Consider the following 17,466-nt stretch of genomic DNA (forward strand, 5'->3'; position numbering starts at 1 on the left):
GCCTTCTCCCACCTGAATCAGCGCTCGCCGTCCCGGTTCCCGCCGGGCGGCCACTTTCCGCTGCCCGGCTCCACTGCGAGCTGCGGAGCACCGTTGAACCCCTTCCCCCTCTCCCCCGCCCCTGCCGAATCCATGTCCCCGCCCGTCGACGCGGGCGCCGGCGCGCACATCCGCGCCGAAGGCGTGACCGTCACCCGCGGGTCCCGGCAGGTCCTGAACGATGTCTCTGTCACCGTTTCGGCCGGGTCGCGGATCGCCGTCGTCGGCGAGAACGGCCGCGGCAAGACGACACTGCTGCACGTCCTCGCCGGTCTTGTCACGCCCGACGAGGGCGCCGTGCACCGGACCGGCACGGTCGGCCTCGCCCGCCAGGAGCTCTCGGCACGCGACGGCGAGACCGTCGGCACGCTGACGTCCGACGCGCTGGCCGCGTCGCTCGCGGCGCTCGCCGCGCTGGACGAGGCGACTCTCGCCATGGCCGGCGGCGACCCTGAGGCCGACGACCGTTACGCCGTCGCGCTCGACGCCGCCACCCGCCTCGACGCGTGGGACGCCGAGCGCCGCGTGGACGTCGCGATGCAAGCCCTCGGCGCCTGCACCGACCGCGGCCGGCCGTTGTCGACCCTGTCGGTCGGGCAGCGCTACCGCGTCCGCCTTGCGTGCCTGCTCGGCGCGCGGCACGACGTCCTGCTCCTCGACGAGCCGACCAACCACCTCGACGCCGACGGGCTCGACTTCCTGACCCGCAGGCTGCGTGAGCACGACGGCGGCCTCGCCGTCGTCAGCCACGACCGCGCGCTGCTGCGCGACGTCGCCGACCGGTTCCTCGACCTCGATCCGAGCCGCGACGGCAAGTCCCGCCTGTACGCCGGGGGTTACGACGCCTGGCAGGACGCCCGGCACCGCGAACGTGAACGCTGGGAGCAGGACTACCAGGAGCAGCAGGAGGAGCACCGGCGGTTGCAGGACGCGGCATCGAAGGCCCGGGACCGGCTCTCCACCGGTTGGCGGCCGGACAAGGGCACCGGGAAGCACCGGCGCCAGTCCCGCGCACCCGGTGTCGTACAGGCTCTGAAGCGGCAGCAGGACGCCTTGGAGGCGCACCGGATCGACGTGCCCGCGCCGCCGCCGGTGCCGACGTGGCCGGATCTCGGTGTCCGGCCCAGAGCGCCGCAACTGCGGGCACGCGGCGTCGAGTTCGATGGGCGGCTGGCAGGTCCGGTCGACGTCGATCTCGTCGGCGGCGACCGGCTGCTCGTGACCGGACCGAACGGTGCGGGGAAGTCCACGCTGCTCGCGGTGCTCGCCGGTGCGCTCGAACCCACGGCCGGGTGTGTGCGGATCGCCCCGGGGGCGCGGGTCGTCCGCGTGAGTCAGGAGACGGCTGCCCAGGAGTCCGAGCTGACCGCGCGCGAGACGTACGCCCGCCATGTGGGGCGGCTGGTGGCGCGCGGGGCGCTGCGCGACGCCGACGTCGTCCCGCTCGGGGTGCTCGGCCTGCTCGACCGCGACGCGCTGCGCACACCGGTGGGCCGCATGTCACAGGGGCAGCGGCGGCGTCTCGATCTCGCGCTGGCGTGGGCCGGGCGGCCCGGGCTGATCCTGTTCGACGAGCCGACCAACCACCTGTCGTCGGCGCTGGTCCACGATCTGACACGGGCGATCCGCGGCACGAGCGCCGCGGTCGTCGTCGCGACGCACGACCGGCAACTGCTGCGGGACCTCGCGGACTGGCCGCGTCTGGAGATCGGTGGTCGCTCCCCCACTCCCGGGCGGGGGCGAGGCACGTCGCCTGGTCGGGCGGGCCGCTGAACTGCTGGGTCACCGTGAGGTGCCTCGGTCACCCAGAAGTGCGTTCTTCCATGTCAGGGGCCACTCTCCTACGGTTCCCGGGTAACCAAAAGAGACCCTGAGAGCTCGCGGGCTCTCTCATGAGGAGGCATGCAGCATGGCCGTCACCCTGGTGAACCCGAGCGGGCTGCCGGAAGTCGCCCCCTACCGGCAGGTGTCGATCGCGTCCGGATCGAAGCTGGTCCACATCGCCGGGCAGGTCGCCTGGGACGCCGAGGGCGTCACGGTCGGCGCGGGCGACCTCGCCGCCCAGGTCGAGCGGTGCTACCTGAACATCGGCACCGCGCTGGCCGAGATCGGCGGATCCTTCGACGACGTGGTGAAGCTGACCGTCTACGTCGTCGACTGGACTCCGGAGAAGATGCCGCTGTTCCTGGACGGGGTCGCCCGGGCCGCCGCCGGGCTGGGGTCCACGCCGGTGCCGCCGGGCACGCTCATCGGCGTCGCGGCGCTGGACGTACCCGCCCACCTGGTCGAGGTCGAGGCCACCGCGGTCCTCGACTGAGCGGGGTGCTCCGGACGGCCCGGCGGAGGGCCGGCCCGTCCGGGCACTGCTCCTGGCCTCCCCCGAATGCTCCCCCGAACAGGTGGATCGCCCCACCACTCATTGGTCCACGCCACTGACGCACCGCAGGCGGTGGGGCCACCTCTGGCGAAAACCCGCCCCTGACCCGCCGGAACCCGCGCTGACATGGGAAATCGCATCACCTGGACATGATTGACGGATCGTCGGAGAACGAGTACCACTGACGCACGCCCGGCCCCGCACGCCCCGCCACGCTTCATCGGCCCAGGAGTCCCAGGAGGCTGCATTGCGAGGATCTGCCACCACCCCCACCCCGTCCAGGCGCAGACGCACCGTCAGGACGGCGGGCGCCCTCGCGTCGGCCGGTCTGCTGGTGCCGCTGCTCGGCGCGGCGCCGTCGTCGGGCGTTCCCCACAAGGCTCCCGCGGCAGGGTTGCAGGGCGCCTTCGCCGCCGCCGCCACCGAGTACCACGTGCCGCAGAGCGTGCTGCTCGGCGTCTCGTACCTGCAGTCGCGCTGGGACGACCACGGCGGCGCGGCCAGCGTCACCGGCGGGTACGGCCCGATGCACCTCACCGACGCACGCACCGCACTGGCCTCGGCACCGCACCACAGCGAGGGCACGGAGGACCCGCGCGGCGACACGTCGCGTCCGGCCCCGCCGCCCACCACCAAGGTTCCCGAGGACTCCCAGCTCCCCGCCCGGCTCAAGACGTTGCCCCGCGCGGCCGAGCTGAGCGGCCGGTCCGCCGAGGAGCTGCGTACCGACCCGGCCGCGAACGTCGAGGGCGGCGCGGCGCTGCTCGCGGCGGCCCAGCGGAGGCTCGGTAAGCCGCTGAGCAGCGACCCCGCCGACTGGTACGGCGCCATCGCCCGCTTCTCCGGAGCGGACGACCGGGCGACCGCGGCCACATACGCCAATGACGTGTTCGCCGTCATGCGCGACGGCGAGCGGCGCACCACGGACTCGGGACAGCGCGTGGCGCTGGCGCCGGTGCCCGGCCTGAAGCCCGACGCCGGGCAGCTGAAGCGCATGGGTCTGCGCAGGGCGCCCGCCGGTGAGGTGGAGTGCCCGAGGACCGTGTCGTGCGAGTGGATTCCGGCGCCGTACGAGGAGTTCAAGGACCCGCAGGGCAATCCCGACTACGGCAACCACGATCTGGCGGACCGGCCGAAGAGCCAGAGCATCGACTCGATCGTCATCCATGACACCGAGGGCCGGTGGGAAGGCGTCCTGAAGCTGGTGCAGGACCCCACCTACGTCTCGTGGCACTACACCCTGCGGTCCACCGACGGCCACATCGCCCAGCACGTGAAGGCGAAGGACGTCGCCTGGCACGCGGGCAACTGGTACGTGAACTCCAAGTCGATCGGCCTCGAGCACGAGGGCTTCCTCACCGCGCCCGACACCTGGTACACGGAGGCGATGTACCGCACGTCGGCCCGCCTGGTGAAGTACCTCGCGACGAAGTACCGCATCCCGCTGGACCGCCAGCACATCCTCGGCCACGACAACGTCCAGGGCACCGTGACGTCGTCGATCCCGGGGATGCACACGGACCCGGGGCCGTACTGGGACTGGCAGCACTACTTCACCCTGCTCGGCAAGCCGTTCCACCGCACGGCCGGACCGCGCGGCGGGCTGGTGACCGTGGCTCCCGACTACGCCAGGAACCAGCCGGAGTACACCGGTTGCGTCAAGCCCGGCGAGAAGTGCGTGCCGCACGGTTCGGCCGCGGTGCGTGTCCACACCGAGCCGCGTGACGACGCGCCGCTGATCAAGGACATCGGCAAGCGCCCCGGGGGTCAGGACTCCACGATCGACGTGAACGACACGGGGGCGCGGCTCTCCACCGGCCAGCAGTACGCGGTCGCCGACCGCCAGGGCGACTGGACGGCTGTCTGGTACCTCGGTCAGAAGGCCTGGTTCAAGAACCCGGTGAAGCAGCCCACCGCGGTGGACGCCACGGGTCTCGTGGTGACGCCGAAGTCCGGCGCGGCCGAGGTGCCGGTCTACGGGCGCGCGTACCCGGAGAAGGAGGCCTACCCTGCCGGCGTGCCGGTGCAGGCGGTCTCCCCGCTGCCGTACAAGATCCTCACGGGCCAGAAGTACGCGATCGGCGACAAGGTGCCGGGCGAGTACCTCTACGCCCCGACGTTCGACACCGCGCCGCACAGGGTGGTGCGCGGCAAGGACATGTACTACGTGATCCAGTACGGGCACCGGGTCGGCTATGTGCGGGCCGCCGACGTGACGGTGGTGCGGTCGGGTTCGTAGCGCCGTCGGGGCAGTCCTACGCCGGGTCCGGATCCGTGCGAGTGCGGACCCGGGCCCGGCGTACGATCTGCGCGGGATCCGGACCCGCGGAACCACCTGCCCCGCGCACCGCCGGACCGACTTGTTCCTGGAGGCGAGTATGAGCAGCGCGCTTCTCGTGATGGACGTCCAGCAGGCCATCGTGGACGTCGCCGACGACGGCTCCGGATACCTGCCACGCCTGCGCAGGGCGATCGACGGGGCCCGGGCGGCGGGCATCCCGGTGATCTACGTGGTGATCGGGCTGCGCCCCGGCTTCCCCGAGGTCGGCACCCGCAACAAGCCTCTCGCCGCCATCGCCCGGGCCGGCCTCTACGTCGAGGGCGCCCCCGGTACCGAGATCCATCCGGATGTCGCACCCCGGCCGGGCGACGTGGTGGTCACCAAGAGGCGGGCGAGCGCGTTCTCGGGCAGCGATCTCGACGTGGTCCTGAGGGCGCGCGGCATCGACAGCCTGGTGCTCACCGGCATCGCCACCAGCGCCGTGGTGCTGTCCACCCTGTGCCACGCGAACGACCTGGACCTCGGCCTCACGGTCCTCTCCGACGCCTGCCTGGACACCGACCCGGAACTCCACCGCGTCCTCATCGAGCGGCTCTTCCCGCAGTGGGCGGACGTCGTCACCGTCGACGACTGGCTCAAGAGGAACGCACCGCGGTAACGGCGCTCGAAGACCTGAGCTGTGGCTGTCAGCCCTGCTGGAAGAGTTCGGCGGGCAGCGGCTTCAGGAGCGCGTACAGGTCGTCGGTGATCGGCCGGTCCCAGGCGGCGATGGTCACCAGGACGTTGTCACTGCGGTCGAACTGCACGCAGGAGATCCGGCTCTCGGAGAGCTTCAGGCGGCGCACGATGAGGAGGTTGTCGCCCTGCATCACCGGCAGGTCCTCGGTGGAGACGACCGTGATCTCCTCGTCGTTCTCCAGGGCGAGGAGCAGCTGGGCCACCTCGAAGGGGACCTCGCCCTCGGCGGTCTCGCGCGCGGGCGAGCCCTCGGGGAGGTTGCCGATGATCATCGCGGGGCCGCGGCCGCCGAACAGGTCGTACCGCAGGAAGACGCCCTGACAGCTGCCGTCGGGCGCGGGCAGCAGGCCCGCGCCGAGATTGCCGGGCCAGTCACCGGGGTCCATGGCCAGGACGTCGAAGTCCGGGCCCGCGGGAGTGGCGGAGCTGCGGCGGCGGAGGAAGGACATGCGCCCATGGTACGTGGCCTCGGACCCTGTCTCCGAACCCCCCGTGCACAGGGCCCGGCCGCCACCGAACAGGTGGCGGCCGGGCCCTGTGCCGTACGGAACGGGCCGCCCTACGTCAGGTCGAACTCGCCCGCGCGGGCGCCGTGCACGAAGGCGCCCCACTCCGCCGGGGTGAAGATGAGGGAAGGGCTCTCCGGGCGCCCACCGTTGCGCATCGCGACGAATCCTTCGACGAAGGCGATCTCCACATCACCACGCCCTTCGCTACTCGATCGCCAGTCCGCCGTGCTGAGGTCGAGCTCCGGCTTGTCCCAGCCCGCGAGCGGATGCTGCTGAGTGGTGCTGTCGGCCACGTCCGTGCTCCTCCCGAATGCGTCGTCCGGCGCCAGCCTAGCTTTCGCTCCGGGCGCCGGACAGGCCGCGGCGACAGGACCTCGGTCCGTCCGCGGCGCCGGCGCCGTCAGGTGGTGGGCGGTTCGGCCCCGACCAGCCACACGGAGAAGAACTGCGCGCCGCCTCCATAGGCGTGCCCAAGTGCCCTGCGGGCGCCGTCGACTTGGTGTTCCCCCGCCTGTCCGCGCACCTGAAGTGCCGCCTCGGCGAAGCGGATCATGCCGGAGGCGCCGATGGGGTTGGTCGAGAGGACGCCGCCCGACATGTTCACCGGGAGGTCGCCGTCCAGTTCCGTCACACCGGATTCGGTGAGCTTCCAGCCCTCGCCCTCCGCCGCGAAGCCGAGGTTCTCCAGCCACATCGGCTCGTACCAGGAGAACGGCACGTACATCTCCACGGCGTCGATCTCCCGGCGCGGGTCCGCGATGCCCGCCTGCCGGTAGACGTCGGCCGCGCAGTCCTTGCCCGCCTGCGGCGAGACGAAGTCCTTGCCCGCGAAGAGGGTCGGCTCACTGCGCATCGCGCCGCCGTGCATCCAGGCGGGCGGCCGGGGTGAACGGGCCGCGCCCGCACGGTCGGTGAGGACCATCGCGCAGGCTCCGTCGGAGGACGGGCAGGTCTCCGAGTAGCGGATCGGGTCCCAGAGCATCGGTGAGGCCTGGACCTTCTCCAGGGTGATGTCGTGCTCGTGAAGGTGCGCGTAGGGGTTCTTCAGGGCGTTGCGGCGGTCCTTGTACGCGACGAGCGAGCCGACCGTGTCGGGGGCACCGGTGCGCCGCATGTACGCGCGTACGTGCGGCGCGAAGAAGCCGCCCGCCCCGGCGAGCAGCGGCTGCTGGAAGGGGATGGGCAGCGACAGGCCCCACATGGCGTTCGATTCCGACTGCTTTTCGAAGGCGAGGGTCAGTACGGTGCCGTGGACGCGGCCCGCGACGAGGTTGGCGGCGACCAGCGCCGTGGAGCCGCCGACGGAGCCGGCCGTGTGCACGCGGAGCATGGGTTTGCCGACGGCGCCGAGCGCGTCGGCGAGGTAGAGCTCGGGCATCATGACGCCCTCGAAGAAGTCGGGCGCCTTGCCGATGACGACGGCGTCGATGTCGGCCCACGTCAACTCAGCGTCCGACAGGGCCTGTTGAGCGGCCTCACGGACCAGCCCCGCGATCGATACGTCCCGCCGCGCGGCCACGTGCCTGGTCTGCCCGATCCCGACGACGGCGACGGGTTCCTTGCCCGCCGCCCGCTTGCCCACCGGACCGCTCATCGTGCGTCTCCTTCCAGGACGGCGACCAGGTTCTGCTGGAGGCAGGGCCCGGACGTGGCGTGGGCGACGGCGCGGTCCGACGCGCCCCGGTGGATGCGGGCGGCGGCCTCGCCGATCCTGATGAGTCCGGCGGCCATCACCGGGTTGGCGGCGAGCGCGCCGCCGGACGGGTTGACGGCGACCTCGTCGCCGAGGCCCAGGGCCTTGCGCAGGACGACCTCCTGCGAGGTGAAGGGCGCGTGCAACTCGGCTGTGTCGACGGGCCGTTCGAAGACTCCGGCCCGCTGGGCGGCCAGGCGGGTGGAGGGCGAGTCGGTGAGGTCGCGCACTCCGAGCGCGTGCGCCTCGGTGCGGTGGTCGATGCCGCGGATCCAGGCCGGCCGCTCGCACAGCTCCCGGGCCCGCTCGCCCGCCGCGAGGATCACGGCGGCGGCCCCGTCGCCGACCGGCGGGCAGTCACCGGTGCGCAGGGGGCGTACGGCGTACTCGCCGTGCTCGACCGCACCCCGCAGCTGCGCGTGGGAATTGGCGGTCGCGTCGGTACGGCTCCGGCTCGCGACCCCGGCGAGCGCGGGCTCGTCGGTCTCGCCCGCGTCGATCAGCGCCTGGGCCTGGAGCGCGGCGAGCGCCACGGAGTCGGGCCAGAGCGGGGCGACGTAGTACGGGTCGAGCTGCCGGGTCAGGACGTCGCGCACGGATCCCGGCGATGACTTGCCGTAGGAGTAGACGAGCGCGGTGTCGGCCTCACCGGTCTGGAGCTTCACCCATGCCTCGTACAGCGCCCAGGCGCCGTCCATCTCGACGTGCGACTCGGAGATCGGCGGCCAGGCACCGACCCCGTCGAGTGCCATCGTGAAGGAGAAGGCGCGGCCCGCGAGGTAGTCCGACGATCCCGAGCAGGTGAAGCCGATGTCGCTGGTCTTGAGGCCGGTGGCGGCGAGGACCCGGTGCAGCACCGGCATGAGCATCTCGACCTCGGAGACCTCGTCGGTGGTGCGCAGGTGGTCGCTCTGCCCGAAGGCGACGACGGCGACGTCGCGGACGGGCCGCATCACGGACTGCTCGCGGGGCGCCATCACACCAGCTCCTTGTACGTGTCGTAGTCGGCGTCGGGCTCGCCGGTCGGCCGGTAGTGGTCCGGGTAGCCGCCGCCCTCGGTCCACACGGGCTCGACCCGTAGGCCCATGCGGACCTGGTCGTAGGGGATGCCGGCGATACGGGCGTGCAGGGCGAGATCGGCGCCGTCGAGGGCGATGTGCGCGTAGACGTACGGGACGTCGATGTCGAGGTTCTTCGCCTTGATGTTGACGATGCAGTACGTGGTGACGGTGCCGCGCGGTCCGACCTCGACCCGGTCGGTCGTGGCGACGCCGCAGGTGGGGCAGGCGCCGCGCGGCGGTACGTACACCTTGCGGCAGAACGGGCAGCGTTCGCCGACGGTCTTGCGGTCGGAGAGGGCGTGGATGTAGGCGGACTGGGCGCGGCCGGGCGAGTAGGTGTATTCGAGCCGGGCGGGTGCGACGATCCCGGTGACGGGTTCCGCGAACCCGCCGTCGTGCGGCTTCGGCCCGGCCGCTTCGTCGCCGCCTTCGTACACCTCGAAGCAGGCGATGTCCGTGATGGCGCCGACCCGTTCGCCGGCCCAGCGGACCCGGACCCGCATGCCGGTGCGCACGGCGTCGGGGCCCGGCGCGTCCAGGGCGTGGAGCAGGGCCGTGTCGGCGCCGTCGAGCCTGACAAGGACCCAGGCGAAGGGGGTGTCGAGGGGCTGACCGCGGCGCGGGTCGTGGTTCCAGGCCCAGGTCGTGACGGTGCCGGTGGCGGCGACCTCCACCAGGTCACGTATCTCCTGTGACGTCACCGGGTCGTACTCGACGGGCGGTACGAGGACGCGCCCGTCACCGGTGCGCACCCCGAGCACGGTGCGCTCACGCAGCCCGGTGAGGAAGGCGCTCTGCACGGGTCCCAGGGAGCGGGTGAAGGGGAATTCGAGGACGAGGGGGGCGCGCAGTACTTCGGGGGACGTATCGGGGGACGTAGCCGATGCCATATCCGTAACTCCGTTTCGGACGACGACGGGGCGCGCCTTGCAAGGGGCGCGGGAAACTGCGCGGCCGGCCACAACGGCCCCGCAGCCGAGGAGCGGCCTACGCGCGCCGGAACACGGGGGCCCGCTTCTCCGCGAAGGCTCTGGAGCCCTCCTTCGCGTCGGCCGTGTCGAAGACCGGCCACCCCCGCTTCAGCTCGGCGGCGAGCCCCTCCGCCTCCGTCAGCTCGGCGGCCTCGTACACGGACGCCTTGACCGCCTCCACGGCCAGTGGCCCACAGGCGTTGATCTGTTCGGCGATGACGAGGGCCTTGTCCAGGGCGGTGCCGTCGGGGACGACATGGCCGATGAGGCCGATGGACGCGGCCTCGGCCGCCGAGTAGGGGCGTCCGGTGAGCAGCATCTCCAGCGCGTGCGTCCGCGGGATCTGCCGGGGCAGCCGCACGGTGGAGCCGCCGATGGGGAAGAGCCCCCGCCTGACCTCGAAGAGCCCGAAGGTGGCCGACTCCCCCGCCACGCGGATGTCCGTGCCCTGAAGGATCTCCGTGCCGCCCGCCACGCAGTAGCCCTCGACGGCGGCGATGACGGGTTTGCGGGGGCGGTGGTGGCGCAGCATCGCCTTCCAGTGCAGATCGGGGTCGGCCTTGAGCCGGTCCCGGTACTGCTCGCCCTCCATGCCCTTGCCCGCGAGTGCCTTGAGGTCCATGCCCGCGCAGAACGCGCCGCCCGCGCCGGTGAGCACGACCGAGCGGACCTCGTCGTCCTCGTCGGCCGCGAGCCACCCGTCGTAGAGGCCCACGAGCATCGCGAGGGACAGCGCGTTCTTCGCGTCGGGCCTGTTCAGTGTGAGTATCAGTGTGGCGCCCTCGCGCCGCACGGAGAGGTGTTCCGTCCCACCCATGTGCCGTGCTCCCTCCCTCGACGGCCACCGCGCGGGCGGCCTGTCGCCTGCGGACCTGGAACAGGTTGCAGTAGCCGCGATGCCAGTTCAATAGTTTTCTGACACCCAGTCAGTTTTGTTGCCCGGGGCCTCTTCCCACTTGGGTGCCGCTCTGCTCTGATGACCGCCAAGCGCGACGTCACTGTGGGCACCGGGGTCAGGAGGAGTGCGGTGGAGTACAACCTTGCCGACCTGTTCGAGTCGGTCGTCGACGTGGTCCCCGACCGCGAGGCGCTCGTCTACATCGACCACCCCGGCACGGGCGCGGAGCGCCGGCTGACCTATGCCGCGCTCGACGCGGCCGCCAACCGCATCGCCCACCACCTGATCGACAGCGGCCTGGAGCCCGGCGAACACCTGGGCCTGCACCTGTACAACGGCGTCGAGTACCTGCAGACGGTCCTCGGCTGCCTCAAGGCGCGCCTCGTACCGGTCAACGTCAACTACCGTTACGTGGAGGAGGAGTTGGTTTACCTCTACCGTGACGCGGATCTCGCCGCACTCGTCTTCGACGCCGAGTTCACCCACCTGGTGGCGGCGGCGCTGCCGCGCACGGAGAAGCTGCGGCACCTGGTGCGGGTGGGGGCGCCGCCCGCGGACGCTCCCCCGCTCGACGTGGTGACCTTCACCGACGCGGAGGCCGCGGGTTCACCCGGGCGCGGGTTCGGTCCCCGCTCCGGCGACGACCTGTTCATCATCTACACCGGCGGCACGACGGGCATGCCCAAGGGCGTGATGTGGCGCCAGGAGGACCTGTTCTTCGCCGGGCTCTTCGGCGGCGAGCCGACGGGCGAGCCGGTGAAGCGGCCCGAGGAACTGGCCGAGCGGGTCGCGGCGGGCGGCCCCGGCCTCACCTTCTTCCCCGCTCCCCCGCTGATGCACGGCACGTCGACGCTGACGTCGTTCATCGCCTTCAACTACGGGCAGCGCGTGGCCCTGCACCGCAAGTACGTCCCCGAGGAGCTGCTGCGCACCATCGAGCGGGAGAAGGTCTCCAGCGTCTCCCTCGTCGGCGACGCCATGCTCAGGCCGCTCATCGACGCGCTGCGCGGCCCGCTGCGGGGCACGGACCTGTCGTCGCTGTTCAGCGTCTCCTCGTCGGGGGCGATCATGTCGGAGACGGTGCGCGCCCAGTTCCAGGAGCTCGTGCCGGACGTCCTGCTCCTGAACAACTTCGGTTCCTCCGAGTCGGGTTCCAACGGCAGGGCGACGGACGACTCGGGCCCGGAGAAGGGCTTCCGCCTGGAGGTCAACGAGTGGACGCAGGTGGTGGACCCTGCGACGTACGAGCCGGTCCCGGTGGGTGAGCCCGGCCGCCTGGCCCAGCGCGGGCACGTGCCGCTCGGCTACTACAACGACCCGGTGAAATCGGCCGAGACCTTCTTCCAGAAGGGCGGGGAGCGCTGGGTGCTGCTCGGTGACATGGCGACGGTCGACGAGGACGGCATCGTGACCGTGCTCGGACGCGGTTCGCAGTGCATCAACACGGGCGGCGAGAAGGTGTACCCGGAGGAGGTCGAGCAGGCCCTGAAGTCCCATCCGGACGTGTACGACGCGCTGGTCGCCGGGGTGCCGGACGAGCGGTGGGGCAGCCGGGTGGCCGCCGTCATCCAACTCCGCGACGGCGCACCCGCGTTGGACCTGACGGCGGTGCAGAGCCACTGCCGGGAGCGGCTCGCCGGGTACAAGATCCCGCGGGCCGTGGTCTTCACGGACCTCATCCAGCGCTCACCGAGCGGCAAGGCGGACTACCGGTGGGCGAAGACGGTGGCGACAGGCGGGTAGGCGTTCCGTTCCGGCGCGAGGCGTGGCATGACAGGTCTGCGCCGAACGTCAGAAGGGCCCTAGGGGTTCAGTACCGCGGCCGTCAAGTGGTCGCGGAACCACCGGTGGCCCGGGTCCGCCGAGTTGCGGGGGTGCCACGCCATTCCGAGGTCGATCGGCTCCAGGTCGAGAGGGATGGGGAACGTACGCAGGCCGAGCGCCGCGATAGTGTCCTGGAGCCAGCCGTCCGGGGTCAGCGCCACGAGGTCGGTGTCGCGGGCGAGCATCATCGCGCTCGTATGGCTGGGGACGACGACCGCGGTCCGGCGCCGCAGGCCGAGCTCGGCGAGCGCGCTGTCGATGGGGCCCTGGCGCTTGCCGCGCCGGGAGATGCCGATGTGGTCGGCGGCGGCGAAGCGACGGGCGTCGATCGGCGCGTCGAAGAGGGGGTGCCCGCCGCGCGCGACGGCGACCACCGCCATCGGCATGAGCCCCTGGGTCCGGATCTCCGGGTCCAGGTGTCCGAGTGAGCCCAGTTCGACGTCCACCCAGCCCTGCCGTAGCGCGGGGCCGCCCTCCACCGTCTCCGGCAGGAAGACCACGTCCACGTGCGGGGCCTGCGCGCGAATCCGGTCGGTCAGGGTTCCGGCGAGGCCCGCGAGGAGCACGTCGGTGGCCTGCACGGTGAAGGTCCGCCGCAGATGGACGGCGTCGAAGCCGGCACCGGGGCGCAGGACGTTGTCACAGCCGCGCAGCAGCGTGCTCACCTCACCGCGGAGCTCCAGGGCGCGCGGGGTGGGGACCATGCGCTGGCCCGCGCGGACAAGCAGCGGATCGCCGACGGCCCGGCGCAGACGGGCCAGCGAACGGCTGACGGCCGCGGGCGACGTGCCGAGCCGCTCGGCGGCGCGGGTCACGCTGTTCTCCTGGAGCAGGGCGTCCAGCACGCGCAGCAGATTGAGGTCCAGTGACAATTTCGGGCTCCTGAGCTGCGTTTTCACGTCTGCGACCGCGTCCGCGGCCATGGCTGGCCGCCGAGACCTGCATTGTGGCGGAACGCGCTCGGGCCGAGAGTGGAGGGGTCGGTGTTCGTGCGTGACACCGTGTGCTGTCCCTTCGCCCCCGCTGAGGAGCCCGCCATGCAGCAGCCCGCCGCGCAGCAGTCCGCCCGTACCGGTCGAGAAGGCGACGTGCTGGCCGTGGTCAGTCAGAGCGGCCCGACGGTCTCGTTCTTCGACGCCGCGTCCGACCGGCGCCTCGGCACGGTGGAAGTCCTCGCCCAGCCGCACGAGCTGTGCTTCGATCCGACGCAGCGGCTGCTGTGGTGCACCTCGACGTACCACTCGGGCTACTACCACGCGAACAGCGGCAGGCGCACCGAGGTGACGGTCATCGACCCCGACGCGCGCCGCATCGTCGAGGTCGTCGACCTCGCGCCGGAGCACGCGCCGCACGGCCTCGCGCTGGACATGGCGCGGAGCCGCCTCTACGTCAGCGTGGAGGGCTCGGCGGACCGGCCCGGCGGCGTCGTGGTCATCGACACGGGAACTCGCCGCCCCATCGGCAGGATCGACACGCAGGCGCCGGGCCCGCACTGGTTCGCCATCGACGCGGCGGGCAGGACGGGCTACGCCACCAACAAGGACGCGTGGTTCGTGTCGGTCGTCGATCTCGAACGGGGCATCCTCACCGCGAAGGCCGAGGTGCCGGGCAGTGAGGGCCTCGCCGTCTCCCCCGACGGCGCGTACGCCTATGTGGCCGCGCCCTACACCAACTTCTCCCCCGCCGCCGGAGAGGAGTCACCGGCCCCCGGGATCCGGGTAATCGACGGGCGTACGGCGTCCGTCGTCGATGTCCTGCCGCTGGGGAACACCGCCATGCCGGTGCATCTGACGTCGACGAGGAAGCTGCTCGCGGGCGAACTGCAGAAGGACGCCGGATCGGAATCCGGGCCCGGTCGCGCCGCTCGCCTCACCGTCTTCTCTGCCGCCACGCACGAGCGCATCGGCGCGGCCGAGGTGGGGAACGGCCCGCTGACGATCACCTCGTCCCCCGACGGCCGGATCGCCTACGTGGCCTGCGTCGCCGCGTCCACCGTCGACCTCGTCGACCTGGAGACGCTGCGGCGCCTGGCCCGGCTGGACATCGCCAGACTCGGCGACCCCGGCGCGCACGGGCTCGCCTACCTCCCGCGTCCGTCCTGAGGGCCCTTGTCACGCTTCTGGTTCGCAGACAGGCTCAGGCCACCCAGTGCGGGCGCCCCACAGCGGCCGACGAGGGCGCCGGTCCGTCGGCGAGGGCGGCCGCCAGGCGGCGCACCGCTTCGCGCAGGGTGTCGGGCGACATCGTGTACGGGATGCGGAGCCGCTGCTCGAAGACGCCCGGGTCGGTGGCGAAACAGGAACCGCTCTCGATCCGTACCCCGTGCGCGAGAGCCCGCTCGGCCAGCCACGATCCCACCGGCTCCCCCAGGTCGACCCAGAGTGACAGGCCGCCGGGCGGCAGGCGCCAGCCCCACCGGGGAAGGTGTTCGGTCAGGGCGGCGGCGAGCGCGGCGCGCCCCGCGCGCAGCTGTTCAAGGCGGGCCGGCAGGAGGTCGTCGGCCCGGTCGAGGAGGTCCAGGGCGAGGAGCTGGTCGAGGACCGAGCCGCCCATGTCGGTGGCCACCCGCTGCCCCGCGAGTTCGGTGACGAGCCGCGCGGGGGCACGCAGCCAGCCGATGCGCAGGCCCGCCCAGTGGGTCTTGCTCATGGAGCCGACGGTGATGAGCTGTCCGGCGCCGCCCGACGCGGCGTGCGAGGCGAAGGGCGGCGGCGCGGGCGCGTCGAGGGCGAGCTCGGCGAGGGTCTCGTCGACGACGAGCCAGGAGCCGGACCGCTGGGCGGCGCGCAGCACCCGGCCTCGTTCGTCCTCGGGCATGAGGCAACCGGTCGGGTTGTGGAAGTCCGGGATGACATAGGCGAGTTGCGGCACCGTCTGCCGGAAGGCCGCCTCGACGAGGGCGATCTCCCAGCCCTCTTCGGTCACGGGCACCGACAGTGTTCGGAGCCGGCCGCGGCGCATGGCCTCCAGGGCGTTGGGGTACGACGGGTTCTCGGTCAGGACGCGGTCGCCCGCCCGGCACAGGAGAGCCACGACGAGGGTCAGGGCGTGCTGGGCGCCGGAGGTCACCAGGATCTGCTCGGGCACGGTGGCCAGGCCCCGCCGGGTGTAGCGCTCGGCGACGGCGGCCCGCAGTTCGGGCAGCCCGTAGGGGTGGTAGCCGGGGGTGTGCGCGTGCGCCGTGAGCTGCGGGGCGACCCTGGCGAGGGCGTCGGCGAGCTCCCGCTCCGGCAGGCCGGGGGCGGCTCTGGCCAGGTCGATCGCGGTGTCCTCGGCCGCGAGGAGCCGCCGTACACCGCTCGGGGCGCGGCCCTCGGGCAGGGTCGTCCAGGTGCCCGCGCCCTGTCTGCTGTGGGCGTAGCCGCTCTCGCGCAGCAGGTCGTACACGGCGGTGACGGTGGTCCTGCTGGTGCCGAGGGCGGTGGCCAGGTCGCGTTCGGCGGGGAGTCTGACGTGCAGGGCGATGCGACCGTCCAGGATCAGCTCGCCGATCGTGCGGGCGAGGTGGCGGTAGGCGGGCCGCATGCCGGCCGGGTCGGGCAGCATCGCGGCGAGCTGCCCGCTGCCCAGCGTCCGGCCCGTGCGCCCCGCCGCCTCCCGCAGGGGCCGCTCCGGGTCCGCCTCGACCACAGCGTCCGCCTCGACCACACCATTCTCCTCGGATTGGCTGTGTTGTCCGGGCCAATGACTCTACAGAGTGGCCGCAATGGCTTTGAACACGTGCAGCCACGGGCCGCCCTGTCGCGGCCACAGGCAGCGCCCCTCAGCACACCGGCACGGAGGCACTACTCGCATGCGGCAGAACATCTCGTACGTCCCGGTCCGCGAACGCCCGTCGAGACGGCTGCCCCAACTGCTCCTCGGCCTCGCCCTGTACGGCTTCAGCCTCTCGGTCCTGGTCCGGGCGGCGCTCGGCGTCAATCCGTGGAGCGTCCTGTACGAGGGGCTCGCACGCCGTACGCCATTCAGTTTCGGCGCGATCAGCGCGGTCCTCGGGGTACTCGTCCTGCTGCTGTGGATTCCGCTGAAGCAGCGGCCGACGCTCGGCACCGTCGCCAACATCGCCGTCCTGGCCGTCTCCTCCGACGTCGGACTGCTCGTGCTGCCCGAGGGCCTCGGCCTGCCCGCCCGTGTCGGCCTGCTCGTCGGCGGGGTCGTCCTCAACGGCCTTTCCGTGGCCGTCTACGTCGGCGCGCGCTTCGGCCCAGGGCCCCGGGACGGGCTGATGACCGGCGCGTCCGCCGTCACCGGTCATTCGCTGCGGCTGGTCCGCACCGTCATCGAACTCGCCGTGCTCGCCGTCGGCCGGCTGCTCGGCGGGACCGTGGGCGTCGGCACCGTGCTGTACGCCGTCGCCGTCGGCAGCGTCACCCAGTACTGCATGCCGTGGTTCGCCTACCGCAGCCCCCGTGACACACCGCGGGCCTCAGTCCGCGCAGACTGAGCCGAGCGCACGGGCGAGGGCGACGGAGTGCAGGAGGTCGAGCCGGTCCTCGTGCCGCACGTGCGCGGTCGCGGCGGTCAGGGCGCCCCCGCAGTACGGCGCCGTCCGCGCGCCCGGGGATGCGGCGACGGCCCGTACCAGCTCGCCGTTGACGCGGTTGATCCTCTCGCGGATCTCGCCGAGGTCGGGCCGCTCCTTCGGGGCCTTGGACGGATCGGCGTCCCAGCGCCGGAACAGCCCCCGCTGGACGACCTTGTTGGCCTCGATCTGGTCGCGGAAGATGCGCACGGTCGCCGCCGGGTCGGCACCGGCCTCGGCCGCCTGCCGGGCCACCGCCTCCAGTACCTGCCGCTCACGGGCCGGGTCGCCGATCGGGCTGTCCGTGCCGTACTTGGCCGCGGCGACGAGGTCGGCGGTGGCCAGGCGCCGCGCGGACAGGGCGGCGAGGGGCCGGAGTTCGGCGTAGGGGCCCGCGGGCGCGGTGGCCGCCGGGGGTCCGGCGGCCTCGGCCGGTCGCGCGGGCGCCGCGACGGCGAGGCCGCCGCCCGTGAGCAGGGCGCCGGTCAGCGTACCGGCGGTGAGCAGGCGGCGAGTGGGAGTGGTGAAGCGCACGACGGTTCCCCCCGGGGGG

Annotated in this window: 16 protein-coding genes; 7 read left to right on the top strand and 9 right to left on the bottom strand. The window is 72.5% G+C overall.

Features of this window, described 5'->3' with window-relative positions; all coding sequences use genetic code 11:
- Nucleotides 1-93: 93 nt before the first annotated feature.
- The 4 genes from AC07DI_RS08015 to AC07DI_RS08030 all read left to right on the top strand — a co-directional run bounded on the left by AC07DI_RS08015 (nt 94) and on the right by AC07DI_RS08030 (nt 5,355).
- A complete protein-coding gene (locus AC07DI_RS08015) occupies nt 94-1,812 on the top strand; it encodes an ABC-F family ATP-binding cassette domain-containing protein (RefSeq protein ID WP_478902971.1) in 1,719 nt (572 codons plus the stop codon).
- Between the two features lie 136 nt (nt 1,813-1,948).
- Nucleotides 1,949-2,356 carry a RidA family protein gene (locus tag AC07DI_RS08020; RefSeq protein ID WP_478902972.1) on the top strand — a complete coding sequence of 136 codons (408 nt, stop codon included), beginning with the start codon at nt 1,949-1,951 and terminating at the stop codon, nt 2,354-2,356.
- Nucleotides 2,357-2,663: 307 nt separating this feature from the next.
- On the top strand, nt 2,664-4,655 hold the full coding sequence (locus AC07DI_RS08025; RefSeq protein WP_478902974.1) for an N-acetylmuramoyl-L-alanine amidase: 1,992 nt from the start codon (nt 2,664-2,666) through the stop codon (nt 4,653-4,655).
- 139 nt (nt 4,656-4,794) lie between these two features.
- Nucleotides 4,795-5,355: a cysteine hydrolase family protein gene (locus tag AC07DI_RS08030; protein WP_478902975.1), complete on the top strand. Its 561-nt coding sequence runs from the start codon at nt 4,795-4,797 to the stop codon at nt 5,353-5,355.
- Between the two features lie 28 nt (nt 5,356-5,383).
- On the opposite strand, the gene AC07DI_RS08035 is transcribed toward AC07DI_RS08030, so the two are convergent.
- The 6 genes from AC07DI_RS08035 to AC07DI_RS08060 form a co-directional block, all read right to left on the bottom strand.
- Complete coding sequence (locus AC07DI_RS08035) at nt 5,384-5,884, bottom strand: hypothetical protein (protein WP_384263042.1); 501 nt, start codon at nt 5,882-5,884, stop codon at nt 5,384-5,386.
- A gap of 110 nt (nt 5,885-5,994) precedes the next feature.
- Nucleotides 5,995-6,237, bottom strand: coding sequence for a DUF397 domain-containing protein (locus AC07DI_RS08040; protein ID WP_384256363.1), 243 nt, complete (start codon nt 6,235-6,237; stop codon nt 5,995-5,997).
- Nucleotides 6,238-6,344: 107 nt separating this feature from the next.
- On the bottom strand, nt 6,345-7,538 hold the full coding sequence (locus tag AC07DI_RS08045; protein ID WP_478902977.1) for a thiolase domain-containing protein: 1,194 nt from the start codon (nt 7,536-7,538) through the stop codon (nt 6,345-6,347).
- Nucleotides 7,535-8,614 (bottom strand): thiolase domain-containing protein, encoded by a 1,080-nt coding sequence (locus AC07DI_RS08050; RefSeq protein WP_478902978.1) that lies wholly within the window; start codon nt 8,612-8,614, stop codon nt 7,535-7,537. Before AC07DI_RS08050 ends, AC07DI_RS08045 begins: the two co-directional genes overlap by 4 nt.
- Complete coding sequence (locus AC07DI_RS08055) at nt 8,614-9,588, bottom strand: Zn-ribbon domain-containing OB-fold protein (protein WP_478902980.1); 975 nt, start codon at nt 9,586-9,588, stop codon at nt 8,614-8,616. The genes AC07DI_RS08050 and AC07DI_RS08055 overlap by 1 nt, the downstream gene beginning before the upstream one ends.
- A gap of 97 nt (nt 9,589-9,685) precedes the next feature.
- On the bottom strand, nt 9,686-10,486 hold the full coding sequence (locus tag AC07DI_RS08060; RefSeq protein WP_478902981.1) for a crotonase/enoyl-CoA hydratase family protein: 801 nt from the start codon (nt 10,484-10,486) through the stop codon (nt 9,686-9,688).
- 210 nt (nt 10,487-10,696) lie between these two features.
- Between AC07DI_RS08060 and AC07DI_RS08065 the strand changes: the two genes are divergently transcribed.
- Entirely contained in the window at nt 10,697-12,310 is a 1,614-nt protein-coding gene (locus AC07DI_RS08065; protein ID WP_478902983.1) for an acyl-CoA synthetase, read from the top strand.
- Between the two features lie 59 nt (nt 12,311-12,369).
- Here the strand turns inward: AC07DI_RS08065 and AC07DI_RS08070 are convergent, their stop codons facing one another.
- Nucleotides 12,370-13,257 carry a LysR family transcriptional regulator gene (locus AC07DI_RS08070; RefSeq protein WP_478903442.1) on the bottom strand — a complete coding sequence of 296 codons (888 nt, stop codon included), beginning with the start codon at nt 13,255-13,257 and terminating at the stop codon, nt 12,370-12,372.
- A gap of 171 nt (nt 13,258-13,428) precedes the next feature.
- Here AC07DI_RS08070 and AC07DI_RS08075 point away from each other — a divergent pair, with 171 nt between their 5' ends.
- Nucleotides 13,429-14,493 (top strand): YncE family protein, encoded by a 1,065-nt coding sequence (locus AC07DI_RS08075; RefSeq protein WP_478902985.1) that lies wholly within the window; start codon nt 13,429-13,431, stop codon nt 14,491-14,493.
- Nucleotides 14,494-14,527: 34 nt separating this feature from the next.
- On the opposite strand, the gene yczR is transcribed toward AC07DI_RS08075, so the two are convergent.
- Nucleotides 14,528-16,039 (bottom strand): MocR-like transcription factor YczR, encoded by a 1,512-nt coding sequence (gene yczR, locus AC07DI_RS08080; protein WP_478902986.1) that lies wholly within the window; start codon nt 16,037-16,039, stop codon nt 14,528-14,530.
- Nucleotides 16,040-16,184: 145 nt separating this feature from the next.
- On the opposite strand from yczR, the gene yczE reads away from it, so the two are divergent.
- Entirely contained in the window at nt 16,185-16,835 is a 651-nt protein-coding gene (gene yczE, locus AC07DI_RS08085) for a membrane protein YczE (protein ID WP_384256345.1), read from the top strand.
- Here the strand turns inward: yczE and AC07DI_RS08090 are convergent.
- Nucleotides 16,818-17,447: a chorismate mutase gene (locus AC07DI_RS08090; RefSeq protein ID WP_478902988.1), complete on the bottom strand. Its 630-nt coding sequence runs from the start codon at nt 17,445-17,447 to the stop codon at nt 16,818-16,820. The genes yczE and AC07DI_RS08090 overlap by 18 nt on opposite strands.
- Nucleotides 17,448-17,466 lie beyond the last annotated feature (19 nt).

This window comes from Streptomyces sp. NPDC044106 (genome assembly GCF_056433985.1).